This is a genomic window from Alphaproteobacteria bacterium (assembly GCA_040220875.1).
GTDB lineage: Bacteria > Pseudomonadota > Alphaproteobacteria > JAVJVX01 > JAVJVX01 > JAVJVX01.
Genome location: JAVJVX010000007.1, coordinates 139370 through 165218 on the forward strand (window position 1 = coordinate 139370; position 25849 = coordinate 165218).

General features: G+C 62.5%; 24 protein-coding genes. 15 read left to right on the top strand and 9 right to left on the bottom strand.

Annotated elements, in window-relative coordinates:
* Window positions 1-2: 2 nt before the first annotated feature.
* The 6 genes from lpxD to gloA are packed head-to-tail and all read left to right on the top strand — an operon-like array spanning window position 3 to window position 4824.
* On the top strand, window positions 3-1031 hold the full coding sequence (lpxD, locus tag RLQ26_09240) for a UDP-3-O-(3-hydroxymyristoyl)glucosamine N-acyltransferase (GenBank protein MEQ9088910.1): 1029 nt from the start codon (window positions 3-5) through the stop codon (window positions 1029-1031).
* A complete protein-coding gene (gene fabZ / locus RLQ26_09245) occupies window positions 1032-1499 on the top strand; it encodes a 3-hydroxyacyl-ACP dehydratase FabZ (GenBank protein MEQ9088911.1) in 468 nt (155 codons plus the stop codon).
* Window positions 1500-1501: 2 nt separating this feature from the next.
* A complete protein-coding gene (gene lpxA / locus RLQ26_09250) occupies window positions 1502-2365 on the top strand; it encodes an acyl-ACP--UDP-N-acetylglucosamine O-acyltransferase (protein MEQ9088912.1) in 864 nt (287 codons plus the stop codon).
* Window positions 2366-2377: 12 nt separating this feature from the next.
* Entirely contained in the window at window positions 2378-3220 is an 843-nt protein-coding gene (gene lpxI, locus RLQ26_09255; protein MEQ9088913.1) for a UDP-2,3-diacylglucosamine diphosphatase LpxI, read from the top strand.
* Window positions 3217-4410: a lipid-A-disaccharide synthase gene (gene lpxB, locus RLQ26_09260; GenBank protein MEQ9088914.1), complete on the top strand. Its 1194-nt coding sequence runs from the start codon at window positions 3217-3219 to the stop codon at window positions 4408-4410. The genes lpxI and lpxB overlap by 4 nt, the downstream gene beginning before the upstream one ends.
* 12 nt (window positions 4411-4422) lie before the next feature.
* Window positions 4423-4824, top strand: a complete 402-nt coding sequence (gene gloA / locus RLQ26_09265; protein ID MEQ9088915.1) for a lactoylglutathione lyase — start codon at window positions 4423-4425, stop codon at window positions 4822-4824.
* Between the two features lie 106 nt (window positions 4825-4930).
* Here gloA and RLQ26_09270 read toward each other — a convergent pair whose 3' ends face one another.
* The 3 genes from RLQ26_09270 to RLQ26_09280 form a co-directional block, all read right to left on the bottom strand.
* Entirely contained in the window at window positions 4931-5344 is a 414-nt protein-coding gene (locus RLQ26_09270; protein ID MEQ9088916.1) for a CBS domain-containing protein, read from the bottom strand.
* A 125-nt stretch (window positions 5345-5469) separates the two neighbouring features.
* On the bottom strand, window positions 5470-5901 hold the full coding sequence (locus RLQ26_09275; GenBank protein MEQ9088917.1) for a DUF2267 domain-containing protein: 432 nt from the start codon (window positions 5899-5901) through the stop codon (window positions 5470-5472).
* A gap of 32 nt (window positions 5902-5933) precedes the next feature.
* On the bottom strand, window positions 5934-6365 hold the full coding sequence (locus tag RLQ26_09280) for a DUF3775 domain-containing protein (protein MEQ9088918.1): 432 nt from the start codon (window positions 6363-6365) through the stop codon (window positions 5934-5936).
* A 367-nt stretch (window positions 6366-6732) separates the two neighbouring features.
* Between RLQ26_09280 and RLQ26_09285 the strand changes: the two genes are divergently transcribed.
* The 6 genes from RLQ26_09285 (at window position 6733) to RLQ26_09310 (ending at window position 13067) form a co-directional block, all read left to right on the top strand.
* Window positions 6733-7068: a hypothetical protein gene (locus tag RLQ26_09285; GenBank protein ID MEQ9088919.1), complete on the top strand. Its 336-nt coding sequence runs from the start codon at window positions 6733-6735 to the stop codon at window positions 7066-7068.
* Window positions 7069-7178: 110 nt separating this feature from the next.
* Complete coding sequence (locus RLQ26_09290; GenBank protein ID MEQ9088920.1) at window positions 7179-7742, top strand: peptidoglycan-binding domain-containing protein; 564 nt, start codon at window positions 7179-7181, stop codon at window positions 7740-7742.
* Between the two features lie 285 nt (window positions 7743-8027).
* Window positions 8028-10445, top strand: coding sequence for a hypothetical protein (locus RLQ26_09295; GenBank protein ID MEQ9088921.1), 2418 nt, complete (start codon window positions 8028-8030; stop codon window positions 10443-10445).
* A 95-nt stretch (window positions 10446-10540) separates the two neighbouring features.
* Window positions 10541-10894, top strand: coding sequence for a hypothetical protein (locus RLQ26_09300; protein ID MEQ9088922.1), 354 nt, complete (start codon window positions 10541-10543; stop codon window positions 10892-10894).
* Between the two features lie 33 nt (window positions 10895-10927).
* A complete protein-coding gene (locus RLQ26_09305; protein MEQ9088923.1) occupies window positions 10928-11635 on the top strand; it encodes a C39 family peptidase in 708 nt (235 codons plus the stop codon).
* A gap of 13 nt (window positions 11636-11648) precedes the next feature.
* Window positions 11649-13067, top strand: a complete 1419-nt coding sequence (locus tag RLQ26_09310; protein ID MEQ9088924.1) for a hypothetical protein — start codon at window positions 11649-11651, stop codon at window positions 13065-13067.
* A gap of 80 nt (window positions 13068-13147) precedes the next feature.
* Here RLQ26_09310 and RLQ26_09315 read toward each other — a convergent pair whose 3' ends face one another.
* On the bottom strand, window positions 13148-14539 hold the full coding sequence (locus tag RLQ26_09315) for an acetate kinase (protein ID MEQ9088925.1): 1392 nt from the start codon (window positions 14537-14539) through the stop codon (window positions 13148-13150).
* 552 nt (window positions 14540-15091) lie between these two features.
* Here RLQ26_09315 and RLQ26_09320 point away from each other — a divergent pair.
* Complete coding sequence (locus tag RLQ26_09320; protein ID MEQ9088926.1) at window positions 15092-16123, top strand: sigma-54 dependent transcriptional regulator; 1032 nt, start codon at window positions 15092-15094, stop codon at window positions 16121-16123.
* A 603-nt stretch (window positions 16124-16726) separates the two neighbouring features.
* Window positions 16727-17383 carry a response regulator transcription factor gene (locus tag RLQ26_09325; protein MEQ9088927.1) on the top strand — a complete coding sequence of 219 codons (657 nt, stop codon included), beginning with the start codon at window positions 16727-16729 and terminating at the stop codon, window positions 17381-17383.
* A 12-nt stretch (window positions 17384-17395) separates the two neighbouring features.
* Here RLQ26_09325 and RLQ26_09330 read toward each other — a convergent pair whose 3' ends face one another.
* The 5 genes from RLQ26_09330 to gltX form a co-directional block, all read right to left on the bottom strand.
* Window positions 17396-19087, bottom strand: a complete 1692-nt coding sequence (locus tag RLQ26_09330) for a sensor histidine kinase (GenBank protein ID MEQ9088928.1) — start codon at window positions 19085-19087, stop codon at window positions 17396-17398.
* Window positions 19077-19373 (bottom strand): hypothetical protein, encoded by a 297-nt coding sequence (locus RLQ26_09335; GenBank protein MEQ9088929.1) that lies wholly within the window; start codon window positions 19371-19373, stop codon window positions 19077-19079. Before RLQ26_09335 ends, RLQ26_09330 begins: the two co-directional genes overlap by 11 nt.
* A 577-nt stretch (window positions 19374-19950) precedes the next feature.
* Complete coding sequence (locus RLQ26_09340; GenBank protein ID MEQ9088930.1) at window positions 19951-20220, bottom strand: hypothetical protein; 270 nt, start codon at window positions 20218-20220, stop codon at window positions 19951-19953.
* A 205-nt stretch (window positions 20221-20425) separates the two neighbouring features.
* Window positions 20426-21715, bottom strand: a complete 1290-nt coding sequence (gene gltA, locus RLQ26_09345; GenBank protein ID MEQ9088931.1) for a citrate synthase — start codon at window positions 21713-21715, stop codon at window positions 20426-20428.
* A gap of 217 nt (window positions 21716-21932) precedes the next feature.
* The gene (gltX, locus tag RLQ26_09350) at window positions 21933-23363 is read right to left on the bottom strand and encodes a glutamate--tRNA ligase (GenBank protein ID MEQ9088932.1); all 1431 of its coding nucleotides are present in this window, start codon (window positions 23361-23363) and stop codon (window positions 21933-21935) included.
* Window positions 23364-23526: 163 nt separating this feature from the next.
* Here gltX and RLQ26_09355 point away from each other — a divergent pair, with 163 nt between their 5' ends.
* Window positions 23527-25848: a ComEC/Rec2 family competence protein gene (locus tag RLQ26_09355; protein MEQ9088933.1), complete on the top strand. Its 2322-nt coding sequence runs from the start codon at window positions 23527-23529 to the stop codon at window positions 25846-25848.
* Window position 25849 lies beyond the last annotated feature (1 nt).

Genomic DNA, 25849 nt, shown 5'->3' on the forward strand with positions numbered 1-25849 from the left:
CGATGCCTGATCCCCGGTTCTTTTCGTCGAAAGGGCCACTTACATTGGCCGCGCTCGCCGAACTTGCCGGGGCGCGACTGGAGCGAGGTGCGCCCGACACCCTTATCGAAAGCGTCGCGCCGCTCGATAAGGCGGGACCGGGGGACCTCAGCTTTCTCGATAACCGCAAATATGCGGATGCGTTTTCCCGAAGTGAAGCCGGTGCCTGTTGCGTGCACCCTGAGATGGTGGCGCGGGCACCTGCATCGATGGCGCTTCTGATCAGCGAAACTCCCTATCGAAGTTTCGCGCTTGCGGCACAAGCCTTCTTTCCGCAAGCGGCATCCACGGGTGAGCGCCATGTCTCGGCAATCATCGATCCCTCGGCCGCGATCGGGGACGAGGTCGAGATCGGGCCGGGCGCCGTCATCGGCGCGAACGTGACGATCGGGGACTCGTCGAAGATCGAGGCGAACGCGGTCATCGGGCCCGGCGTTATCATCGGTGCCGGCTGCTGGATCGGCGCCGGTGCCGTTCTCAGCCATTGTCACCTTGGCAGGCGGGTCCGGATATTCCCGGGCGGGCGGATCGGGCAGGACGGGTTCGGATACGCGCTCGAGAAATCGGGGCCCGTCAAGGTTCCCCAGCTCGGACGCGTGATCATCGGGGACGGCACCGAGATCGGCGCCAATACCACGGTCGACCGCGGCACCGGCCCCGACACGGTGATCGGGGAAGGCTGCATTATTGATAATCTGGTTCAAATCGGGCACAACGTGGTGCTTGGCCGTGGTTGCGTCATCGCTGCGCAGACCGGGATTTCCGGCAGCACGAAAGTCGGCGACTACGCCATGATGGGGGGACAGGCGGGGCTGACCGGCCATCTGACGATCGGCACGGGGGCCCAGATCGCCGGGAAGGCGGGAGTGATGCGGGACATCCCCGATGGCGGGGCGGTGGGCGGCTCGCCGGCCGTACCGCTGAAGGACTGGCACCGCCAGACCGTGGCCCTGGCCCGGATTGCACGCTCCAAAACGCGGGCGGAAAAATAAATGGACAGCGCGGCAGGGCAAGAGCCCGAAACAGAAATGGATGTGAATCGGCTGCAGGAGGTCATCCCGCACCGCTATCCCTTCCTTCTCGTGGACAAGGTCGTCGATATGGTGGCGGGCGAGACGGCGACGGGTATAAAAAACGTCACCGTCAACGAGTGGTATTTCCAGGGACACTTTCCGGGCCATCCCGTAATGCCTGGCGTGCTGATCGTCGAGGCCATGGCCCAGACGGCCGGCGCGCTGGTGGTTCACTCGCTGGGCAAGGAAAGCGAGGGCAAGCTCGTCTATTTCATGTCGATCAACGAGGCCCGGTTCCGCCGGCCGGTTCATCCGGGCGATCAACTCAGGATTCCCGTCATCAAACAGCAGGCCCGAGGCAATGTCTGGCGGTTCGAAGGCAAGGCGATGGTCGAAGACAACCTGATGGCGGAAGCTGTTTTCACGGCCATGATCGTGAATGACTGAGGGTGGCCGACTTGGATAGCCGGATACAGGAGACGCTTATTCACCCGACGGCCGTGGTCGCCGCTGAAGCCCGGCTCGGCCACGGGGTCGAAATCGGGCCATTCTGCGTCATCGGTCCCGAGGTGACATTGGCCGACAACGTTCGTCTTAAAAGCCATGTGGTGGTCGACGGCATCACGACAATCGGCGAGGGGACCGAGGTCTTTCCCTTTGCCTCGCTTGGCACAATCCCGCAGGATCTCAAGTACAAAGGCGAGAAATCGCGCCTTGAAATCGGCCGCAACAATCGAATTCGCGAACATGTCACCATGAATCCCGGGACCGAGGGCGGTGGCATGATCACCCGCGTGGGCGATAACTGCCTGTTCATGATGGCCGCGCATGTCGCCCATGATTGCCAGATCGGCAACCACGTGATCCTGGCCAATAATGCCACGCTGGGGGGGCATGTGGTGGTCGGCGATTTTGCCATTCTCGGCGGGTTGACGGCCGTGCACCAGTTCGTGCGAATCGGGGCGCATGCCATGATCGGCGGCATGTCCGGCGTGGAAAACGACGTCATCCCCTATGGCTCCGTCATTGGCGAGCGCGGCTGGCTTCAGGGACTGAATATCGTCGGGCTGAAGCGCCGAGGCTTCAAGAAGAACGATCTGCACGCGCTGCGGCGCGCGTATCGCGCGCTCTTCGCCGGGACCGGCAGTCTCTCGGACCGGATCGACGAGGTCGCGCGGGATTTTGCCGGGTATGCAGCGGTCGAGGAGGTGGTGGATTTTCTCCGTGGTGATACCTCGCGCGCCATCTGTCGGCCCCGCGAACGCCAGGAAACCACGGCCGAGCCGGGCGGCAGTTCCGCGGACAGCGGGTGAAGGGCATCGGGGATGGCGCGTAACCCCGCCACCGACGGCAATGCCCGGCTGGGACTTATCGCCGGGAAGGGCGAGTTGCCCCGTCGTCTTCTCGCGGCCTGCAAGGCCAGCGAACGCCCGGTCTCGATCCTGGCCCTCAAGGGTGCCGCCGATTCCGTACTGCTCGAGGAACCTCATAGCCGCGAGCTTCGTTTCGGAGAGGCGGCCAGCGGGATCGAGTGGTTAAAGGCGGAGGGAGTCGTCGACATCGTCATGGCGGGCGGCGTTGACCGGCCAAGCCTGTCTTCGCTTCGCCCGGATGCGGCGACGGCAAAGCTCCTGGCACGGATCGGATTCCGGGCACTGGGCGACGACGGACTCCTGAGCGCGATCGCCAAAATTCTCGAACAAAAAGGGTTTCGCGTCGTCGGCGCACACGAGATTCTGGGCGGGCTGTTATGTCCGGACGGGCTGATCGGACACCTGGCGGTGCCAGGGGATGCGGAGGAGGATATCACGCGCGGGATCGAGGTGGTTCGCGCCCTCGGCGCCGTCGATGTCGGGCAGGCGGCCGCCATTCAGCAGGGGCTTGTTCTGGGGGTCGAGGCGATCGAAGGCACCGATGCCTTGATCCGGCGGGCCGGCGCCCTCAAACGGCCCGGACTCGGACCGGTTCTGGTCAAGCTCCGCAAGCCCGGACAGGACGCCCGCCTCGATTTACCGACGATCGGTGTGGGCAGCATCGAGGAGGCTTACCGGGCCGGGTTCCGGGGGCTCGTCCTGGAGGCCGGCGGCGTGCAGTTGCTCGATGCCGAAGCGGTTATTCGTAGCGCTGATCGTTACGGCCTGTTCGTCCAGGGCCGGCTTCTCTCATGACGCCGCGCGTATTCCTGGTCGCGGGCGAGCCGTCCGGAGACCAGCTTGGCGCCAATCTCATCGCTGCCCTCAAGGCGGAAAGCGGGGGCGATGTCGAGGTGGCCGGCGTGGGTGGCCCGCTGATGGAGGGGGCAGGGCTCCGATCGGTGTTCCCCATGCGCGATCTGTCGGTGATGGGGTTTCTGGAAGTCGTGCCGCGTATTCCGAAGATACTGGCGCGGCTCGCCCGTGCCTCGGCCGCCGCCCGGACCTTTGATCCCGACGCGGTCGTCACGATCGACAGCCCGGATTTTTCATTCCGGCTCCAGAAAAGACTGCGCTCCCAGGGACTGGCGGCGGCCCGCATCCATTACGTCGCGCCCAGCGTCTGGGCCTGGCGGCCGGGCCGGGCACGCAAGATGGCGCAATTCCTCGATCACGTTCTGGCCCTGTTGCCGTTCGAGCCGCCATATTTCGAGAAGGTCGGACTGGGGTGCAGTTTTGTCGGTCATCCGGCCGCGTCGGATGAGATGCCCTTTGGGGATGGCGCCACCTATCGCAAGGCGGCCGGCCTCACCGAGGAGGAGATACTGGTCTCGGTCCTTTTCGGCAGCCGGGAAAGCGAGGTGCGCCGGCATCTCGCCCCGTTTCGCGAGGCGGTCGAGCGTCTCGCAGCCAAGATGCCGCCCGGCCGCTGGCGCCTGGCCTGTCCCACGGTGGCGGCGGTGCGCGAGCTGGTCGAGGCGCGGACGGCCGACTGGCCGGTCCCGGTCGATGTGTTCGACAGCCAGTCGGCCGCCGGCAGCCAGCGAAAACGTGACGCCTTCGCCGCCAGCCGGGCGGCGTTGGCGGCTTCCGGCACGGTGACCGTCGAACTGGCCCGGGAAGGTACGCCAATGGTTGTGGCCTACCGCGCGAACCCGGTGAGTGTCTGGCTCGCCCGCCGGCTTGTCAGCATATCCTACGCGTCGCTGGTCAACCTGGTGCTGGACCGCGAAGCGGTCCCCGAACGTCTGCAGGAAGATTGCCAGGGCGACATTCTGGCGTCGGAACTTGGCGCTCTGCTATTCGACGATACGGCGCGGGCGCGACAGGTTTCGGATCTGCGCGCGGCGATGGCGCGCCTCGGCGCCGGCGGGCCGGCGCCCAGCCGACGGGCGGCCCGGATTGTGCTAGACTTGGCGTCCGCAAAAAGGGCAACCGGCGCGTAAAAGGAGCTTTCCATGGCCGATGTTCAGGGTCGCCTGCTGCACACGATGATCCGGGTCAGGGATCTCGAGAAATCGCTCGACTTCTATACCCGGCTTCTCGGCATGAAGGAGCTTCGCAAGAAGGATTTCGACGGGGGTCGATTTACCCTGGCCTTTGTCGGCTACGGCAGCGAGGACGATCATACGGTGATAGAACTGACCCATAACTGGGATCAGGAAGACGATTATGACAAGGGTGACGGCTGGGGACACATCGCCATCGCCGTCCCCGATATTTACGCGACTTGCGAGGCCCTCGCGGCAGAGGGCGTCGCGGTGCCGCGCCCGCCGGGCCCGATGAAACACGGCAGTACCGTGATCGCCTTCATCGAGGATCCGGACGGCTACAAGATCGAACTGATCGAGCGCGACTGAGCGCGACTCTGGGCGCGACTCTGGGCGCAACTCTGGGCGCAACTCCGAGCGTGACTTTGAGCGCACTGGCGCGGTGGGGCACGGCTTCGTCCCGGCCGGCGCGTCTCTAGGGGCTGGAAATGGCCTCGATGGCCTCGCCCGACAGTTCGTGTCCGGCGTGGGTGGCGATATCGCCCAACGAGACGATTCCGGCCAATCGATCGTTTGCGTCGAGCACCGGCATGCGGCGGATCTGGCGAGACTCCATCTCCTGCACCACGTTCTCAACCGTATCGTTTTCGTGACAGCAGGCGGCTCTCTCGGACATGATTTCACTCACGGTGGTCGAATCAAAATTCCGGTGATCGGCCGCCGCCCGGACGATGATGTCGCGGTCCGTGATCATGCCGAGCTGGCCATCCCGAATACCGACGGCCAAAGCGCCGATGTTCTGGTCCCGCATCAATTGCGAGGCTTCGGTCAACGTGGTGCTTGGAGGCACGACCTTGACGTTCCGCGTCATGATTTCCTTGATCTGCATGGTCGGACCTCCTCTTACCCTGCTATCGGTATTCGAGGTATCTGATAACGCCGTACTGGACCGACGGCATTGATCCTCCTCAATAGTCCGCGGGCGCCGGCCAAGGGACCATTCTGCGTGCGAGGTCAGACGGAGGCCCAGAGATGGCGGAGCTCTTCCGGAAGGCATTTTTTGACATTCTCGATTTCGCCGGGGCTCACCCGCGCGCTCAGCAGGCTGAACACGGCCCGCACTATCCTTTCGGGCTCGTCCGCGGGGGTGTCCCTGAACGCCTGTCGGATCTGCGCGACAAATTCGCCGGTATGACGCACATTCGTCGGCGTGGCGGCCGGGCGCCAACCCTCGTAATAGGCACCCCGCAGCAAGAGCGGAAGCTGCGCAGCAAGCGCAGCGGCGACATTCACGGGCAGGCGGTCGCGCAGAATGTGGAGGGTTTCGCGCAGGGCCCTGTAGGCGAGACTTCGGTCATCGGAATCGAGAAGGTCCCCGAGGTCCTTGAGCCAGATATTCGTGAGATGAAGGGTCTCGTCAAAGACCGGCAGGCCGGTGGAGCTCATTCTTTTGTCCTCATTCGTTGTGGGCGTTCCGGCTAGAACCGTCCGAGCTCGAACTCGTCGACGGCGTAGCCCGCCCTGTTCAGCCCTTCCGCGAGGTAATCGCTGAGAAGGGGTGTCGTGGACAGGTATTGGGGGATGTGCTTGTCGCTCATCTCCAAAGCCTGACGTCGGGCAGTCTCCCATTCGTCAATTTCGAAATCGCCGCGGCCTACCCACATAAGGACGATGAGATCCATCTGCTCGTCGATATTCAGTTCTTTGAGGGCGGTCATCAGTTCCTGGTACGTAGGGTCGCCGGGGCGGTCGAGCAGGATAGTGCTGGCGTCTTCGTCGTCGGCGTCCAGTTCGGCTCCGGTGTCGCCCGCCTTTTCATCAAACTCCCGCGCCTTCACCAGGATGTAGAAGGCGGCCTGCGGATCTATGTTCAGTTCCACAACATGTTCCACCATATCGTTCTTCCTCATCGTTCTTCCTCAGGGCCGATTCCCACCTCGACCTTGGCCCGGGGGTCGAAAAGCCGGGTGACGGCGGGGGCGGAAAACATCCTTTCCGATTTCCGGCCGTGATGCCTTTACACAGGTCAATTCACCAGGGGTGAGGGGAAAATTCCCTGTAACTCGCAGCTAACACGGGCTGTTTCATTGTCTGAACAGGTTCTGTCACCGGGCGATCCCGGCTTTTTGCCGGGACAGTGGAAATTGCCCGCCCGCAATGGTTTTCAGTCCCGTGGCAGCGGTGTGTCGAGGGTGGGCTCAGCCAGTCAAGTGGCATAAATCCTGCTCTCAGGGTGGCGATACGGCGAAACTGACTCTGATAGAAGGCCCGTTCGCGATGTCACACTGCCTGCTTCCTTCCGGTTCACGTCCGAGGTCCGGCTATTCCCGGCTGTTCTTCGCGTGCGTGGCCGGCGCGGCGCTCTGGTCATCCGTCGCGATGGCGGAGTCGGAAAAGGCGAGGCCCGCCTTTGCGAATCCCGGCGTGGATGTGGCGGTCCTCGATGCCCATCGGGCACTCGGCGCCGAGGCGTCCGTCATTGGCCCGACCGGACAGGGCGGTCTGCCTGGGGTGGTCCTGTGGGACGAAACCGGACGCATGAAGACAGGTACCGGCGGACGACAGGCGGGCGGAACGTCGACGAGTCGCATCTCGAGCCGGTCTGGATATTAGAAACCCGCTTCGAACGAGGTACCCAATTGTCTATAGATCCTCTCATCCCCAACCGATCTGGCCGGGCTCCTGCAGGCCGGCTTATCGTCCTGACAACCGGCAGGATACTCATGTTGCTGGCGCTGGCGGCCGGCGTTTCGCCCGTTATTGCGGCAGATGGGCAGAAGAACTTCAACACCCGCGGAATCGGGACCGTCGCCTGCGCTGATTACCTGGAGAGCCGGAAATCGGCCGACGGTCCGGATTACGTCCTCCGGAGCTGGATCAACGGCTATATCACGGCCCGTAACGAACTTGGTGATGGAACCTATGACGTGGCGCCGGACTGGCAGGTCCACCATATCGCGGGCGCGGTCGGGCACATTTGTGGACAGGACGGGACGCTGTCCATCAGCACGGCGCTGCAGATTTTCGTTCGGGACATGGACTCGCACAAACTCGCCAAAAAAAGCGGCCGGCTCGAGATTCAGGACGAAAGCGGCCGTGTGGAGATTTATGTAGAAACACTTGCCCGGATTCAGAAAAAGCTGTCCGAGGCAGACCTTTACACCGGTTCGCTTGATGGCCAGTACGGCCCGCAGACCAAATCGGCGATCAAGGCTTTCCAGGAAAGCGTCGGTTTAGCGTCCACCGGTCTGCCGGACGCGCGTACGCGTGCCCGGCTTCTCTACTAAAAATTCTCCCAGGTAAAAATTCTCCCGCGCTACCAAAGGCCATGCGGCCACGCGTCGATGACCCAAGTGTTCAGTGAGCGAAACAGAATAGAGGGACAAACTGGTACAAAATAGATTCATTCGCGAACAGAAGTTCGCCCGATCACAATCACTTCTCAAGCAGACGGCCCCGTTCGGGCCGTCTTTTTGTTTGGCATGGCGGTTGCAGAAACCGGGGTGCGGGGCCGGTCAGAACCGCCCGCGAAAGCAGACGCCAATCCAAACCAATCAAACAGGAGAAATTCCATGAATCGGGCAAAACTTTTTGGGGGAGCTTCGCTGATCGCGATCGCGCTCACCCTGTCCGTGCCCGCCCTTGCGGACCAGGATGTCACCCTGGACCAGGATGTCGACGGCAATAGCAGCGTCGACTCCGGGCAGAAGCGGACGAACGACGTTTCGGCCGGTATGTCGAACAACGCCAACGGAATCAGCCATACGCAACAGAACAATGGCACCAACAATGCCATCGGGCTGGAATCCGACGTCGCGGCCGGGCTGATCGACAGCGATCAGAACGTCGATTTTGACCAGTCGGTCACGAATAATGCGGCTGAGGAGAATTCGATCTTCCTGCGGCAGCGCGAGAACTTCATCAACGGGTCCCATGTCGGCAGCAATGGCCGCCATGCCGTCCAGCAGAACAACGGCGATTCCAACGCGATCGGTGCATCTTTCGCCGTGACGGACGGATTCTCGGATGCCGGCGGCACCATCCACGACCAGAACATCGATATGGACCAGGTCGTCGAGGACAACTCGCTTGATCACGATGACCTGAATGGTGGTGATCTTGACCGCGTGAATGAGGTCAATGGCGGGTCCTTCAACGGGTCCAGCGGCGCTTTCTCCGTGCAGCAGAACAACGGAAACGGCAACGCCATTGGCAATGCCCAGATCATCGCCCATTCGGGTGCCGCCAATAACACTGTTCAGGACGTCGAAATGGACGGAATGGTCCAGGACAACTGGACACCCGGCAATATCTGGGATCTCGAGTCCGAGCGTCTGAACGATATCGACGACGCCTACAAGAACTTCGGTGGCATCTCGACCACGCAACAGAATAACGGCGATGCCAATGTTCTGGGGGTGGCGAGCGCAGTGGTTGCCAGCACGTCGAATAGCGATGTCGACCAGCGGGTCGATGTCGAAGGGCATGTTGGATCCAACGAAGGCCCGACCGTTACGGAAGGCCAGCGGGACAACAATATCACCACCGGTGCTTTCGATGGGAGCGAGGGAATCCTCTCAACCCAGCAGAATAACGGCTCGACCAATGTGATCCAGAGCGGCACCGCCGTGGCCGCCAATTCGGGCCAGGGCGACGTTTCTCAGGATGTGAGCGTCTCGGGCTCGGTCTACGAGTTCTTCTCGTCGGATGACGATTCCGAGCGTTTTAACACGATCAACGGGTCGGTGAATTCGGTCGACGGCCTGCTGTCCATGCAGCAAAACAACGGTGACAGCAATGTCATGGGCATTGGACACGCAGTCGCGGCCTACCAGGAAGGAAACCGCGGATCGGAAGACGATGTTGATCAGTATGTATCGGTAACCGGTACATCGAACGCCCACGAAACCTTCGACGACAACGATCCGGGCGGATCGAACGGAATCGATGGTGAGCGGATCAACAGCGTTTCCGGCTCCTTCAACAACAACTTCGGTGCCGGCAGCATCCAGCAGAACAATGGCAATGCCAACGTCATGGGCTCTGCCATTGCCGCCAAGCTCGATCTTGGCAGCACATTCGGTCCCGGCGGTCCGCTGGGCGCGGATGAGGATGTGGACGTTCAGGTCGTGAGCACCGAAGGAACGGTCGAGGAGAACCAGAACTTCGATACGGCGTTCTCCGGGCCACCGCCCGAATATGATCGCCGGAACGTCATCAACCCGTCGTTCAACGGGGCTCAGGGCGTGTATACGGTTCAGCAGAACAATGGCAATAACAATGTCATCGGCTCTGCCGTTGCCGTGTCGGCGAATATCGCCAGCGATGATGAAATCGAGAACGTGATGGATGCGGTTGCCTCCGTCGACGCTTCGGTTCGTTACAACGAGAATGTCGACGGCGATGTCGGCTTCTCGGGCACCAACCTTCGGAACGACGTTACGTCGTCCTTCCAGGGATCCCAGGGCGTGTTCACGGTCCAGCAGAACAATGGCAACAATAACGCCATTGGTTCCTCGACTGGAGTAGCCGCGAACGTTGAAACGTCTCTTCAGACCCTGGAGAACGTTGCCAACGGAACGGATGTACACGCGGACGTCATCGGTAACGAGGCCTTCTCGGATGCCGTGAGCGACCGTCACAACAACGTGAGTGGTGGTACATTCAACAACGCCCTTGGCGTTGTGACCATGCAGCAGAACAACGGCAGCAACAACGCCGTCAGCGCTGCAAAATCGATCGCCGCGGCGGTTGACGACGGTACCTTCTCGACGGCTTCGACGGTGACCAACCTGTCCGCAGTGGTTTCGGGCAACACGTCGGTCATTCAGCCGACGGCCGGGTTCCCCGGGCGGCTTAACACAGCCCATGCGTCGATGAACGGCTTCCAGGGTATCTACACACTGCAGCAGAACAATGGTGACAACAACGCCGTTCAGTCGGCGATCACCGTGACTGCGAATGTCAGTGGTCTGAACCTGGTTCCGTAACCGGACCGACAATGCCGGCGGCGGCTTGGGCCGCCGCCGGTATCGTTCCGACAGTGACCCGTAACAAAGTTTTTTTCGGTCAAAGGACAAATCAGATGAAGCGTCTCCGGATAACGGCCCTCGGCGTCCTCGCCTTTTCCCTGAGCGGGGTCGTCCCGGCCGCTGCGAATGACGCGTTCCGCGGAAGCCTTCCGGCCGCGGGATGGGAGCTCGCTTCGGACGGCGAGCTTGAAGCCTCACGTGGGATGGCCCTTCCGCTGAATGCGGACATGGACGCGGTAATGAATGCCACATTGACGGGTAATTTCGCCGAGGGTGGCTCGTTCGGCAGCAACATGCTGCAAGGGTCGTTCAACGAAGCAACCGGTGTCGTCACGGTCGTTCAGAACACCGGCAACAATGTCATCGTACAGACGGCGACCATGGTCGCGGTCAATTTCTATCAGTGAACCGGAGAGTTGTCAGCCAAAGGGAGTTCGATAATGAAAACCCGCATCAGATCGCTCCTCTTTCTGTCAGGGCTCAGCCTTGGCTTCCTTGGGCTGACAGCCTCCCCCTCGCTCGCGGGATCGGTCGAGATCACCGGAGCGGGAGGGAGTTTTTCTGTCGGCGTGACAAGTATCCGCGAAGCGCGGTTCAACTCGGTCATCCGGCAGGCTTATGATTTCAGCTGCGGGTCGGCCGCTGTCGCGACTTTGCTGACCTTTCATTATGGCGTCGAGACGAAGGAGCGCGAGGTCTTCGATGCCATGTATGAAGCCGGCGACAAGGACCTCATCGAGACCGCAGGATTTTCCCTTCTGGACATGAAAGATTACCTCAACTCGCGGGGCTTCAAGGCCGACGGATACCGGGTGTCTCTCGAAAAGCTGGGCGAGGTGGGGATCCCGGCAATCGTTCTGGTCAATGTGCGGGGCTATCTTCATTTCGTCGTCATCAAGGGAATCGAAGACGACCGTGTTCTGGTCGGGGATCCCGCGCTCGGCGTCAAGACCTATGACGTGGACGAGTTCCGGGACATGTGGAACGGCATCGTCTTCGTCATCAACCAGGAGCTCAACAAGGGCCGCGATTCCTTCAACCAGAGCGAAATTTGGGCGGTCAATCAGACTGCCCCATTCGGCACTGCACTCAACCTTCACAAACTGGCTTCGTTCACTCTCCATTTGCCGAGAGTGGGCGACTTTTGAGGACACGTCCCAGATGTGCATTTTAAGAAGCTTGCAGGCAGGGGGCGCCCCCCGGGCGCAAGGCTGGATCACCCCGAACAGGGGCGACAAGGGACGGCGGATCTGCGCGTCCCTGACCATCCTGGGGCTGACCCTGGCCGGCCCGGTCGAGCTCGCGGCCAAATATGGCGGGTTCGACGATCCGGCCTCCGCTCGCGCGGGCATAACCGCCAGCCGCCTGGATTTCGGCCCGCCCCTTCAGGAAACGGCCGGATCCATCCTGGCGCTCCAGAGCGGATATATCCGGTTCGGCGCCTGGCAGGGGCCGGGCTGCGCGATAACGGAAGCGCCGGCGCTCGATGGCGCGATCAGGGCCGTCGCGGCTCGCCAGTTGCCCCGGCAGGAAGTGCTGCTGGCGCCCCCCTATCTTTCGGCCGCCCTTCGGGGCGCGGCAGATGCCGCAGATGCCGCAGATGCCGAAGGGACGATCGCGAACGGGACCCGGGAAACTGATGAGAAGAACGGGCGGCAGCTCGGGGCCGAGGAAAGCCCCGTGCCCGTGGTCGTGGCGCTTGGCGCCTATCAGCGGCAGGTCGATTTTGTCGGTCGGGTGAGCACTGGCCCCGCGCCAACGCTTGCCGATACAGGTTTTGAGACGGGGAAAACGGCGGATCTGACGCGCGTACCCGGCTCCCCCGAAGCGGTCGAGACGGGAGGGACAGCCGAACCGGCCAGTCCCTCGGCCGTTGCGACCCGCCCCCCGGAGGAAAGCCCGGCTACTGCGGCGCCCACCGACGCCCGTCTCGGGGAGAAGGCCGGGATTTCCGTCCCGCCTTCTCCCATGCCTCGCCCGGACCCCGTCCCCGAGCCGGCGGTCCCCGAGCCATCCTCGGCACCCTTGTCTTCCGCTGCCCTCGCCCCGGCCCGGGAAGCCGGAACTGCCGAAGCCAACCAGGCCGATACTATCGAGGAGGCCGAGCTGAGCGACGTTCCGGTGGACGGCGCGAAAGAAGTGCCGTTCCAGGTTGCCGCGCTGGATGAAGGCGAGCTTTCGGGTCACCGGGGCGGATTTGTCCTGCCCAATGGCATGGTTCTCAATATTGGCATGACGGTGACGACGCTTCTCAATGGCACGCAGCAGTTCTCCATGAACCTCGCGACAAATGGTAATCTCATCACCCATAGCGTCGACGGGTTCAATCAGCAGGCCGGCCTGTCGGGGAACGCGGCCGCAACGGCCATTCTGAACGTTATAAACAGTGGCACCGGCAACGTGGTCACCGACTCGTTCCAACGGGCGAACGGTATCGTCAACGTGGTCCAGAACAGCCTGAACAACGTGACGATCCAGCAGATGACGGCGATCACCGTCGATGTTCTCAATGCCTCTGTCATTCAGAAAACAAATCTCGTGAACGATTTGACGACCATGCAAATCCTCTCACTGCGGTAGTGCGGACTGCAGACCCGTCTTACGAACACAAAAAAGGCCGCCCCTCGGGGGCGGCCTTTTCAATGGGCGGGGATGAACTGCTAGAAAACGCTCAGCGAAATGGGGATCCGGACGAGGATTTCCGTATCCGGCGCATCCTCGGTTGCGCCGAGGCTGGTCGTGACGTTGAACGATACCCGATCGTTCAGGCGGAACGACCCGCCGAACAGGAAGGAGCCGACCTGCAGTGTGTCCGAGCCGGGGACATCGCTGCCATTCTGCTCAGTCTTGCCGACAACGCTGTGCTCATAGCCAAGTGAGATCGATGTCCGCTCGTTGAGGGCGATGCCGGCACCGAAATTGGCCCCGAACACATCGCCTGAATCCACGTCACCGAAGGTGCCGCCCACATCCCGCTCAAGATTGAATGTGTAGCTGAGATTGGCGAACAGGACCGCCGGGTCGGTCGGCAGAATGGCGGTGATGCTGGGTTGCAGACTGTAAAAGCCGGACCCGGTCGGAAGCTCCAGTTCCTGCCCGTTCTGGTCGCGCGCGACTTCAAAGGGATCTTCGCCGGTGCGCGTCTTGAAACGGAAATTGCCGATGAAAATTGGCCAGTCGTTGAGACCGCGATTGATCTGGTAATGTCCCGCGAATTCGATATCGCCGAGGTTTGAATCCGAAAGCGCACGGGTCGTGTCCTGGGCCGAGCCTGTTCCAAAGGGACGGCTCGTAATCTCATCGTCCCGGAAGACGTAGGGCACGCGCAACTCGACTTCAAAATCGTTGGTGACGCCCAGGCGCACGGTGTTTGCAACTGTGAAGGTGTTGCGGCGCGATTCTGTCAGTTCGAATTGGCCGATCAGGATCGCCGGCAAAAGCGAGAAACCGGCGATCTCCACCCGGTTGACCTGAGAGAAAGTAAACGAGAAAGAGGGTTCGATCACCATCTGGCCCTGCGGCAGGAGCGCGCCCCCCTTGTCGCGGATGATCGTGATTTCAGGGAGAGGTTTTTCCACCTCGCCCGTCACCTGCGCGATTTGCTGGCCGTCCGGAGGCGGGGTTTCCTTGTATACCGCGCGAAAGAAGCGCGGCTGTTCCTGCGGCCAGGTCTGCGAGCCCGGTGTCACCGCGGCCGACAGCCGCTTCATCTGCGCGACATAGGAATCGAGCTGTTCCTGCTGGATTTTCACCATGTCCGAATATTGCTGAAGATACTCTTCCTGTTCAGCGAGCTTGCGCTGCTGGGCCTGGAGAACCTTCTGAACCCACTCGAACTCTTCGCGCCCGACATAGTCTTGGGATGCGGTGCCGGTGGCCGCGATCTGGGAAGCAGGCGTGGCGGCCGCCGGGGCCGGCTCGTTGGCGAGGGCAGGGGACGCGCCGACAAGGAGCGTGGTGGCCAAAAGGGCGGGCCACGTCCGGCCGTCCATCACCCGCAGGGGCGTTCGCGTCTGGCCGGGCTGGCCAGAGAATACGGGACCTGCTGACAATTTCCTGCCTCCCCAAAACGTCGGACCGGTCGTCGGTCGGAACCGGACCTGAAAGTCCAGTCTATGTTGTTCTCTATACTAGAGAAATAGCTGTTTCAACATTTCGACGACAGTTATGCCCGTTTATTCGGGCTGATTGCAATGAGCCAGGCTCTCCGGATGTCCTCGGGCGCGACCTCGTCCCGGTCCTTTCGGATCTTTCCCGAGGAAAAACTAAGTCACTTAGAAAAAAGGAAAAAATCGGACCCCAGCCGGCCTTTTGGAGGTAGGGCGGAGGGAGTAGGAGGCGTACCAATCGACCAGTTTAATTCAATACCCGATTGAGCAACACTTAAGGGGCGTTGGGAGAGTCTTTAGAACGCAAAAACAAGGGGTTAGTATCTTATGTCGGGGCATGTGGCAACGGAGCATCCTCATCGAAAGGATTCGCGGGCCACGTCGGATGACCTCCAAAGTGATACCCGCGGCGCAGGAAACGGCGTTGCCGGGGACGCGCGTTCCCTGGTGTCGGCGCCTGATGGTGCGACCGTGCCGGGTGGGGAGGAAGAAATCATGGTCGGTGAAAGCCCGCAAATGCGGCGGGCCTTCCGGCTTCTCCGCCGATATGCCGTGACCAGTGCCCCCGTCCTCATCCAGGGCGAAAGCGGAACGGGCAAGGAGCTTGCCGCCCGGGCCATCCATGAAAGATCCCAATACGCGGCCAAACCCTTCGTGCCGGTCAATTGCGGGGCGCTGCCGCCCGAGCTCATCGCGTCCGAGCTGTTCGGGCATGAGAAGGGGGCTTTCACCGGCGCCCATCAGCGCCGCAAGGGCCGTATCGAGGCGGCGGCCGGCGGGACGCTCTTTCTCGATGAAATCGGCGATCTTCCGCTCGATCTGCAACCTCATCTGTTGCGATTTCTCCAGGAAGGCACGATCGAGCGGCTGGGGACGGCGCTGCCGATTCATGTGGATGTGCGCGTGGTTGCGGCCACGAACGTGCCATTGTGGAAAAAAGTTCAGAAGAAAGAGTTTCGGGAGGACCTGTTTTATCGCCTCCATGTGCTGACACTGACTCTGCCGCCGCTCCGGGAGCGTGAGGGCGATGTCGAGATTCTGGTCGGATTTTTTCTCCATCGCCTGGCGCGGGAAATGGGTTTTCCCTGTCCTCGCCTGACACCTGACGCCATGGCGGCACTCAGGTCCCATGGGTGGCCGGGAAATATCCGGGAACTGATTTCTGTTCTTCGCCGCACGATCGTCATGGCCGAAAGTATCGAAATAACCGCGGCCGAGCTTGATCTGCGACCGGATCTGCGTGCTGACGCCGACGGCGCTTTGATCGGAACGCCGCGAGGTCTGGACGGGGGCTGCGAGACGTCAGGGCCGGCGGCGGGCGAACCGGACCGGCCGCTGTCACTCCGTGAAGCCCGGAATCGGGCGGAGCGCCAGGTGATGCGGACGGCACTCACCCGGAATCGTCAGAATATTCTCAAGACTGCCCGTGAATTGGGAATTTCCCGGGTGACCCTCTACCGGCTCCTCGAGAAACACGGCATCTCGGCGGAAAAGACTGCGCAAGGTGCCGAACGGCCATTCGCGTGATAGAATCTTCCGCCGTTCTCGATTGATGGCGCGCGAACATTAAGATGAAATAGAGAACCTGTTTAATGGACGTGGCTGAGAGAGGCACGCTGGCCGGCGCCAACGAGGGGCAGCGTGACACCGGCCCGTGCCGCCTGAAGGAGGGGCACGCTCCGGCAAGGCGTCGGGAGCCACGAAACCCAGGACGCGCAAATCGATTCATTGCCATGCCGGTCGGCTTTGGGACGACACTTTGATCAGGATCAAGGTTTTCGGCCCGGTTTCTCCGGATAATAGAACCGTTCAAGGCGCGTGCCTATGGGGACGTGCAGGGAACGAACTCCCGGACAAGAGGCCAACGGGTACGATGAACGACCTGGCCTGAAACTGGTTTCGGCAGCGCGGTGCCCGCGACGGTTCAATGGGCGACCTGACTGGTCAAAATAAACAGATGCGTCAAAATAAACGGATACAAGGGAAATGCCTGCAGGAGCTGCTTCTGGTAGGCAACAAGAAATGGAAAGCCGAACGATGGATAACCAGAGTGAAGTCAGAAAGGTGGACGCCGGAAGGTCCGGTGAAATGCCCGATGGTGCAAAAAGCAGGATAGCGGGGTCGGACCCCATGCTCCGTTTTTTGATTGCCGATGACCACGTCTTCATGCGCCTTGGCACCAAATCTGTTCTTACGGAAAATTTCGATGGTGCCGAGGTCGTCGAGGCATCTTGTTATGACGACATTTATCGTCTGTTTATTCATGACGATGATTTCGATCTTATTCTGCTCGACCTGAAGATGCCGAGGGACGATTCTCTCGAAGATCTGAAGAAATTTCTCAGGCGCATCGACGGGCAAACGCCTGTCGTGGCGTATTCCGCTATCGAGAATCCGTTCGAAATGGCCCATGTTCTGCGCCTTGGCTGCCGCGGTTTCATTCCGAAGTCGGCGGCACCATCGGCGTTTGTCCACGCCATCGATCTGGTGCTCAAGGGGGAAACCTATATTCCCTCGAAAGCGGTGGAATGTTTTACGGTCTGGGATTTCGGTCACCGGGAATCCGGCGTTCAGAAAAGAATGGACTCGTTGACGCCGCGCCAGCGCGACGTCCTGCAACTTCTTTCCGGCGGCCGATCCAACAAGGAGATCGGGCGCGAGCTGAACATGCTGGAAGGTACGGTCAAGGTCCATGTCAAGGCGATCCTGCGGAGCCTGAAAGTGCAGAACAGGACACAGGCTGCGGTGCTTGGCGCGGGTCATTATCCGGGAAGGGGGAACATCTGACCGGCAGGTCGGTTACGCTGTCCCATCACTCGGAATGCTGCCCGCTGCGGGATGTTTCGCCAGCTTCAGGACTTCCGCCTCCAGCCTGTCCGCAGAGAGCGGGCCGTAAAGAACCGGCGCCGATCCGAGTCCCGGTGGGGGCGCCGTCCCGGGCCTGGTCGCAACCAGCAGAACGGGGACGGCCCGTCTGAAACGGTGAGCCAGGAGAGTGTCGAGCCTGACCCCGGGCAAGCAAGCGGCCAGCCTCTCCTCCAGAATGATGACATCGGGGGCCCGGCTTTCGGGCCGGCCTCGCGGCGCCGGGAGATCATCCTCGAAAGCGACTTCAATTCCGGACTGCGAGAGCGCCCCAAGCAGGGGTTCGGCCGGGCGATGCCCGGCGCCGAGCCAGAGGACCCGTGTGGCCCGGCGCGTGGCGGGCCCGCTGGCCGGCGCTCCTTCCGCCAGGGCAGGTGCCGCGGCGGTGGTCCCCGCACGGTCCATGCTCTCCGGCAGGGGCGGCGGCGAGGCGCGTGCGCGGGAGACGCGAAGTCGCAGCCGGGTTCCGCGCTCGGGTTCGGAAGTCACTGACAGGGGGTGGCCGAGACGGTCAGCCAGCATCTTGATGATGTAAAGACCGAGGCCGCCGCCGCCGGGCGCCGGCGTGTTGTCTCCGTCGCCAAAAATCCGGGCGAGCTCGGCCTGCGGGATTCCGCTGCCGCTATCGATGACTTCTATGACGGCGTCGGGTCCGTCCTGCCACGCATCCACCCGGATTTCACCGCCGCTCGTATGTTCGATCGCGTTGGTGATGGCATTGCCCATGATTCGCCCCAGAAGAAGCGGGTCGGAGAGAACGGTCAGGGGGGCGCTGTGGGTGATATAGCCGATCCCCTTAAGGTCCGCCTGGGAGCGAAATATCACCTCATGCTGGTGAAGAAAATCGGGCAGAAATATCTCGGCCTGTCGTGGTCGAACGCCATCCTTTTGATACGGGTCGAGGCTGGCCATGACCGAGAGGTAATTGTTGGATTCCTCGACAAGATGGCGCACCGCATCGAAATGTTCGTGCCACTTCGTGTTTTCGGGCTCAGACGGCACGGAAGTGGTCAGCAGCCGGAGCGCCTGAAGTGATTGCCGCAGATCATGCATGAGTGTCGTCATCGCACTGGCGGCCAAACGGGCGTCAGCGCTGGCGGCTCCCTCGCCTCGACCTGGAGAGTCCGGGGATATTTCGTGAAGTAACCAGCGTCCGAGGGGCAGCAACAGCAGCTCGAACCGGGTGTTGTGATTTTTCGTTTTTTCGAATCCGGTCAGTTGGACCGGCTCACTTTCATTTTTCGTGTCTTCCCTTCCGGACAACGCGTCCCGGACAGAGCGCAGCAGCCCCGCGGCTTCCAGACAATTCGAGAACCGCTCGCCGCTTTTCATCTCCGAACCACTGCACGAAAGAACATCCAGAAAGCGTTCGTTCCAGGTTACCGGAACGAAATCCGCATCGGCGAGACAGAAGCCGCCGGGGATCAATGCTTCGAGGACCTGGCGACCCGATTCGAGCCAGCGGGAAATTTCACCGCCGGCCAGAAGCACATCGGAAATCGGGCCGGCCGCCCTGGGGTGTGCGGTCAGAAGCCAGGCGATACCCTCTTCGGTCGATTCGCGGTCACGCGGCGAATCAAATGCGTGGGAGCGGCGGAAATGTATGGGCGAGCCGTTATCCGCCATTCTCCGTCGACAATGACGTCGTCCCTTCGAAAGGGTTTCGCGTGAGTGGCATCGCGGTATCGATCGACCTCAGGCGCTCGACCACTCTTTCGACATTCTCGGCATCGTTTGGCAGCGACATCCTGGCGAGCCGAAGGGCGGCGCGCCAGAGTCTCTCCTCGTCTTCGACAGCGGATTTCAGATAGTAGGCCATGAAATCGATCCACGCATCTTTTTCGCTTTCGAGAGGGCGCCAGTAACCTGGCAGGGAGTCGTAGATGAGCTCGGCATATTTTCGCGGATCCATGTTGAACTCCCCTAACGGATTTGCCTTCGACGGCGAATCTTTCGACGGTGGTCCGTGCCGTCTCTCCGCGACGCCAACACCTCGTGACGGTTGTAAGGGTGGCTCGACAGGCTCTTCGCTCGGGCTCTCTCCGTCATCATGGCTGTTCTGCCCATTGCCGGGTACGTTGTTCTGTCTGCTGTCAGGTCCGTTATCCGGGTGCGGCTTTTCAGGTCGCGGAATGCCGGCCGCCGGATCGACGATCCAGGCAGGGGTTGGAAACGGGGTCGTCGCGTCGTAGGGCGGTCCGAAAAGACCGCGTTTGTTGTTGACCTGCATTGTCTCCACCGCCTGTTACCGGGCAGATCTCAGCAAGAAGCATGCCGCCAATGGGGGTAGGCGTAAGTCGCGACGATGGCGCGAAATAGTCCTGGCGGCGAGAAACCGGAGATGCCCGCCCCTGTAACGATCAGGAAACAGCGGGGCCGGAAAATTTACACGCTCTGGAGGAGGAGGGTAGGCGGTGGAGTGCGGCGCCACCCGGCGTCATGCGGCCGGTTCGGGCGGGGTGCTTGGGTGGGCCGCTCGGGCGGGTGGCTCAGAACCCGAGCTTTTCCGTCAGGGCGCCGGCGTCATGAATCGTGGCGGTGGCGTCGCCGGGCCCGGGGCCGAGCGCGAGAAAATGGCGCGGGTTGCCGAGGGCGGAAAGGGCGATCGTGCGTTGCTCGCTCGGATCGTTTTCCCGATAGATCGAGACGTGGGCCGAGCGGCTATGGAGATGGAGCGTCTCGCCCACGACCCACACTGTCCGCGGGGCTTCTGTTTTCACGAAGCGCTGGCCCTGGCTGATCGGCTTGGTGGAGTTCACTGTCGTCCATCCCGCGGTTAGGTTTGCCTGCCTGGCGTGGCCGTTGGTCGCTCCGCTGCGGCCGCGACGCCGTGGTGGCACGAGTATACCAAAAGTGGGTGGCCGGAGCCTGTGGACAACGGGGGGCGTTGGGGCTACCTCCAATGAACCCGGAACCTTTCCGGGAAAGGAGCCCTCGTCGCGGAGGCCGTTTGGCGAGCCGGTGTCAGCGCTTGTCGATCGGCACGTAATCGCGTTCGGTATAGCCCGTGTATAGCTGCCGGGGCCGGCCAATACGCTGGTGCGGGTCCTCGATCATTTCTTTCCACTGGGCGATCCAGCCAACGGTGCGCGCCAGCGCGAAGATCACCGTGAACATGTTGGTGGGGAAGCCCATCGCCTTGAGAATGATCCCGGAGTAGAAATCGACATTGGGATAGAGCTTCTTCTCGACGAAATATTCGTCCTCGAGCGCCACTTTCTCGAGTGCCATGGCAAGATCGAGGAGCGGGTCGTCGATGCCGAGATCCTGGAGCACTTCATGGCAGGTCTCGCGCATCACCTTGGCGCGGGGGTCGTAGTTCTTGTAGACCCGGTGGCCGAAGCCGAAGAGACGGAAGGGATCGTCCTTCGATTTTGCCTTTTTCACATATTCGCCGATGCGGTCCTTGTGGCCGATTTCGTTCAGCATGTTGAGCACCGCCTCGTTTGCGCCGCCATGGGCGGGGCCCCAGAGCGAGGCAATGCCGGCGGCAATGCAGGCGAAGGGGTTGGCGCCCGACGAGCCGGCCATGCGCACGGTCGAGGTCGAGGCGTTCTGCTCGTGGTCGGCATGGAGAATGAGAATCTTGTCCATGGCGTTGGCCAGGACCGGATTCACCCGGTATTCCTCGCACGGCACCGAAAAGGTCATATGCAGGAAGTTCTCGGCGTAATTCAGGTCGTTGCGGGGATAGACAAAGGGCTGGCCGACGCTGAATTTATAGGCCATGGCGGCGATCGTTGGCATCTTGGCAATCAGGCGGAAGCTCGCGATCTCGCGCTGCTTGGGATCCAGGATATCGGTGCTGTCGTGATAGAAGGCCGACATGGCCCCGACTGTCCCGCACAGGATCGCCATCGGGTGGCTGGTCCGGCGGAATCCCCTGAAGAAGCCGGTCAGCTGCTCGTGCAGCATGGTGTGGTAAGTGACGTGGTGGTTGAATTCGGCCTTCTGTTCCGCCGTCGGCAATTCGCCATGGAGCAGCAGGTAACAGACCTCGATGAAATCGCCCTGCTCGGCAAGCTGGCCGATGGGGTAGCCCCGGTGCAGCAGCACTCCGGCCTCGCCATCGATATAGGTGATCTTCGATTCGCAGCTTGCCGTTGACGTGAAGGCGGGGTCGTAAGTGAAGTGGCCGCTTTGCGCATACAGCTTGCGGATATCGATGACGTCAGGCCCGACCGAGCCCTTGAGGACCGGCAAGCCGAAATCCTTGCCATTGTGATCGGTGAGTTTCGCCTTCTGGTCCGTCATTCTACCTACCTCTTATGTTGGGAGCCGACCGGCGAGCGGGCCTTTATCCGAAAGCCCTGCCCGAGCGATTCTCCGCCAGTTTCTAAGGTGTTAGGCGGGAACCCGGCCCCTGTGCCTGATTGGGTTGGCCGCACCATAGAGGCAGCGGGCTTCAGTGGCAATTGACGTGTTGGGAACCGAAAGCTTCCCTCTAAGATGCTGGAAAACAAGCGTAGTTTCAGGCGCCGCCCGGTTGTCCACCGGCTGTGAGCACGTCCTCGAGGCGCGCCAGGCTTTCTTCCCGGCCGAGGATCTCAAGCACCTCGAACACGCCGGGTGAGGTGTCGGAGCCCGAGAGCGCAGCCCTGAGGGGCTGGGCCACCTTGCCCAGTTTCAACCCGGCGTCGTCCGCCACAATCCGGATTCGCGCTTCCAGCGTCGCCTGGCTCCAGTCCTCAGGCGCCAGTTCGCGCAGGACGGCCGTAGCCGTCTCGAGGGCAGCGAGTCCAGCGGCATCGAGAATTTTGCGCGCGCCGTCATTGAAGGGAAGCGGTCGCGCGCGCACGTAAAACGCGGCATTCCCGGCCAGTTCCACGACCGACTTTGCCCGCTGCTTCAGCCCCGGCATGGCCTGGCGCAGCATCTCGCATTCGCTCTCGGCAAGGGTTCGGGCGAGAGTCGTCTCGAGGAGCGGGCGCACGAGGCCGACCAGCCGCGCATCATCTGCCTCCCGCAAGTAATGGGCATTGAGGGCGGTCAGCTTCGCCATATCGAACCGCGCGGCCGATCGGCCCACCTGCGGCAGATCAAACCATTCGATGGCCTGTTCGCGCGAGATGATCTCGTCGTCGCCGTGTCCCCAGCCAAGCCGAAGGAGATAATTGCACAGCGCTTCGGGCAGTATTCCCATCTCCCGATAAGCGCCCACGCCCAGCGCACCGTGGCGCTTGGACAGCTTGGCTCCGTCGGGACCGTGAATGAGCGGGATATGGGCGTAGACCGGCGGTGCCCAGGCCAGCGCCTGGAACAGCTGGGTCTGGCGAAATGCGTTGGTCAGGTGGTCGTCACCACGAATCACATGAGTTACGCCCATGTCGTGATCGTCAACCACGACCGACAGCATGTAGGTGGGGCTGCCGTCGGCGCGCAGGAGGACCATGTCGTCGAGTTCGGCATTCTGGACCCTTACCTCGCCCTGGACCCGGTCCTGTATCACCGTCTCCCCGGTCTGCGGCGCGCGAAAACGGATGACGAAAGGTGCCTCTGCCGGTGCCGTGGCCGGGTCGCGGTCACGCCAGGTGCCGTCGTACCGTAATGGCCGGCTCTCCGCCCGCGCTTTCTCGCGCATGGCCTGAAGCTCCTCGGGCGTGCAATAGCAGCGATAGGCCTTGCCGTCGGCCAGAAGGCGTTCCGCGGCCGCCACGTGCGGATCGCGCCGCGAGGATTGGTAGATTTCGGCGCCGTCCCAGTCGAGCTCGAGCCAGCGCAACCCGTCGAGGATGGCGGCGATCGCCTCCTCGGTCGAACGGGCGCGGTCGGTATCCTCGATGCGCAGCAGGAAACTGCCCGAGGTATGGCGTGCGTAAAGCCAGTTGAAAAGCGCCGTGCGGGCGCCACCGATGTGGAGAAACCCCGTGGGCGAAGGGGCGAAACGGGTCACGGTGGTCATGGTTGCGATGGGCTCCCCGACGCTTTGGCCTCGTGCGATTGCTGGGCCGGCAGGATTGACGGATATGGCAGGCGCGTAAACGCCCTTTTTTCCGGAGTCCGCTCCGGGCCGATGCGCTAGGCTGGTCGGGCAGGGCGCGGAGACTGGGACGCGGGTGTTTAGCATGGACCTGGCGGGGGCGGCAAAGTCGGAAACCGGGGGCGGCCCGAAACGGCGCGCGATCCCGGTGCTGCCCTGGCGGGCGCGCGAGTTGATGGCCGCTGGTCTCGCGGAGCGCGAGCGCTGGGTGCTCTTCATGCCGGTCGCACTTGGCGGCGGGATCGCCTGGTACTTCGCTCTCGGGAGCGAGCCGCCTCTCTGGGCAGGTCCGCTCGTCGCGCTTGCCGGCGGGCTCGGTCTTGTCGGCCTGTTTCGCCGCGGCCGGGCGCCAGGACCGGGGCAAGGACCGGGGCAAGGACTGGGGCAAGGACTGGGGCAAGAGGGGCCGGGAGCACTCTGGTCCGTTCTTCTGTGTCTCGGCCTGCTTCTTGGCGGGACCGGATTCGGTTCCGCCGCCTTGCGGACCGAGTTGCTGCGCGCGCCGGTGATCGCCGAAAAGACCCGGCCCGTCACTCTGGCCGGGTGTGTCCGGCGCATCGACATGCGGCCCGACGGGCCCCGTGTCCTCATCGTACCGCTGCAGATCGACGGGTTTGCCCCAGGCACCCTTCCCCGCGAACTGCGTATCAAGCTCTGGCATGCGGCGCTTGCCGGGGAGGGCGCGGCAAATCTCAGGCCCGGTGCCTGCGTCCGGTTTCGCGCTGCTCTGGTGCCGCCGCCACGGCCCGCCTTGCCGGGCGGCTACGATTTTCAGCGCCGGTCCTTTTTTCAGGGCATCGGCGGCTATGGCTTCGCGCTCTCCCTGCCCGAAGCAGCGCCCGAAATGGCGCCGTCGGGCCCGGGCTTTCAACTGCAGGCCCGGGTCGAGGCGCTTCGCCGGGCCGTCTTTCAGGAGGTCACACAAGAGCTGGACGGTGCCACCGGGGCGATTGCGGTCGCCCTGCTGACCGGGGATCGAAGCGCTATTCCGCCCGATGTCATGCAGGCCGTGAGAGATTCGGGGCTCGCGCATCTGCTCGCCATTTCGGGATTGCATGTGGGGCTGGTCGCGGGGATCCTGTTTTTCGCCGCGCGTGCGACGATGGCGGCGATGCCGTCCCTGGCGCTTCGTCATCCGATCAAGAAATACGCCGCGCTGATCGGATTTCTCGGGGCCGCGTTCTATCTCATCCTGTCGGGCGCGACGATCCCGACACAACGCGCAGTGATCATGCTGGGGCTGGTGATGATCGCGGTCGCGGTCGACCGCGAGGCGATCTCCATGCGGATCGTTGCCTGGGCGGCCGCGCTCATCCTGATTTTCGCCCCGGAAAGCCTGATGGAGGCGGGGTTTCAGATGTCCTTCGCGGCGGTTATCGCGCTGGTCGCGGCGTACGAGGCTTTGTATCGGGACCGGGGGTGGCGACGAAGCATGCAGCGCAGGGCTCAGGAGAGCGCGAACCCGCTCCTGCGCGTGGCGCTGTTTGTCGGCATTTATCTGGCCGGTACCGCGCTGACGACACTGGTCGCCAGCCTGGCGACCAGCCCCTTTGCGGCCTTTCACTTCAACCGGGTCGCGGCCTTCGGTCTGGTCGCAAATTTGATCGCGGTGCCGCTGACGGCGCTCTGGATCATGCCGTTCGGCGTCGTTGCCCTGGCGCTGATGCCGTTCGGCCTCGCTTCCGTCGCGCTCGGTCCCATGGGGTGGGGGATCGATGCGGTGATCGGCACGGCGACGGCCATCGCGGCGTGGCCCATGGCGGCCTTTTCCCACCCGGCCATGCCCCCGGCGAGTTTCGCGCTCCTCGTCATCGGCGGTCTCTGGCTCTGTCTCTGGCGAACGCGCTGGCGCCTCTACGGCCTCGGCGCCATTGGCCTTGGCCTGGCCATCCTGCCGGTTGCCCCTCAGGGGCCGGATATACTGGTTACGGGGGACGGGCGCACATTCATGGTCCGGTCGGCCGATGGCGCCGCGTTCGTTTCGCCTGGCCGTGAAAATGATTTCGAACGCACGGCCTGGGCGCGCCATTTCGGGCACGAATCCTCCCGGATACGAACGTTCCCCGGGCCCGGAGCCGGCGCTCTCGATCTCGTTCTGGCCCGGCTCGGATCAGCGCGCCTGGCGTGCGATTCCCTTGCCTGTGTCCTGCGGACGGCCGATGGCAGCGAGGTTTCTCTTGGCGCCGGCTGGGCCGCACTCGCCGAAGATTGCGGCAGGGCAGCCCGTCTCGTGATCGCGGCCGTGCCCGATACCGGACGATGCGGCGGGGTGCGGCTGATCGACCGTTTCGATCTTTGGCGTAATGGCGGGCACGCTGTCTGGCTGTCGCCCCAGGCCATCGGGATCGAGACTGTGGCTGAGCGCCAGGGTGACCGGCCGTGGCGCGTGCGGCCGGGCGCGGATTAGC

Bases quoted from the DNA above. Each gene is read 5' to 3' on its own strand.
- lpxD (MEQ9088910.1), top strand. From the start codon at position 3: ATGCCTGATCCCCGGTTCTTTTCGTCGAAAGGGCCACTTACATTGGCC.
- fabZ (MEQ9088911.1), top strand. From the start codon at position 1,032: ATGGACAGCGCGGCAGGGCAAGAGCCCGAAACAGAAATGGATGTGAAT.
- lpxI (MEQ9088913.1), top strand. From the start codon at position 2,378: ATGGCGCGTAACCCCGCCACCGACGGCAATGCCCGGCTGGGACTTATC.
- lpxB (MEQ9088914.1), top strand. From the start codon at position 3,217: ATGACGCCGCGCGTATTCCTGGTCGCGGGCGAGCCGTCCGGAGACCAG.
- gloA (MEQ9088915.1), top strand. From the start codon at position 4,423: ATGGCCGATGTTCAGGGTCGCCTGCTGCACACGATGATCCGGGTCAGG.
- RLQ26_09270 (MEQ9088916.1), bottom strand. From the start codon at position 5,344: ATGCAGATCAAGGAAATCATGACGCGGAACGTCAAGGTCGTGCCTCCA.
- RLQ26_09275 (MEQ9088917.1), bottom strand. From the start codon at position 5,901: ATGAGCTCCACCGGCCTGCCGGTCTTTGACGAGACCCTTCATCTCACG.
- RLQ26_09280 (MEQ9088918.1), bottom strand. From the start codon at position 6,365: ATGAGGAAGAACGATATGGTGGAACATGTTGTGGAACTGAACATAGAT.
- RLQ26_09285 (MEQ9088919.1), top strand. From the start codon at position 6,733: ATGTCACACTGCCTGCTTCCTTCCGGTTCACGTCCGAGGTCCGGCTAT.
- RLQ26_09290 (MEQ9088920.1), top strand. From the start codon at position 7,179: ATGTTGCTGGCGCTGGCGGCCGGCGTTTCGCCCGTTATTGCGGCAGAT.
- RLQ26_09295 (MEQ9088921.1), top strand. From the start codon at position 8,028: ATGAATCGGGCAAAACTTTTTGGGGGAGCTTCGCTGATCGCGATCGCG.
- RLQ26_09300 (MEQ9088922.1), top strand. From the start codon at position 10,541: ATGAAGCGTCTCCGGATAACGGCCCTCGGCGTCCTCGCCTTTTCCCTG.
- RLQ26_09305 (MEQ9088923.1), top strand. From the start codon at position 10,928: ATGAAAACCCGCATCAGATCGCTCCTCTTTCTGTCAGGGCTCAGCCTT.
- RLQ26_09310 (MEQ9088924.1), top strand. From the start codon at position 11,649: ATGTGCATTTTAAGAAGCTTGCAGGCAGGGGGCGCCCCCCGGGCGCAA.
- RLQ26_09320 (MEQ9088926.1), top strand. From the start codon at position 15,092: ATGGTCGGTGAAAGCCCGCAAATGCGGCGGGCCTTCCGGCTTCTCCGC.
- RLQ26_09325 (MEQ9088927.1), top strand. From the start codon at position 16,727: ATGCTCCGTTTTTTGATTGCCGATGACCACGTCTTCATGCGCCTTGGC.
- RLQ26_09330 (MEQ9088928.1), bottom strand. From the start codon at position 19,087: ATGGCGGATAACGGCTCGCCCATACATTTCCGCCGCTCCCACGCATTT.
- RLQ26_09335 (MEQ9088929.1), bottom strand. From the start codon at position 19,373: ATGGATCCGCGAAAATATGCCGAGCTCATCTACGACTCCCTGCCAGGT.
- gltA (MEQ9088931.1), bottom strand. From the start codon at position 21,715: ATGACGGACCAGAAGGCGAAACTCACCGATCACAATGGCAAGGATTTC.
- gltX (MEQ9088932.1), bottom strand. From the start codon at position 23,363: ATGACCACCGTGACCCGTTTCGCCCCTTCGCCCACGGGGTTTCTCCAC.
- RLQ26_09355 (MEQ9088933.1), top strand. From the start codon at position 23,527: ATGGACCTGGCGGGGGCGGCAAAGTCGGAAACCGGGGGCGGCCCGAAA.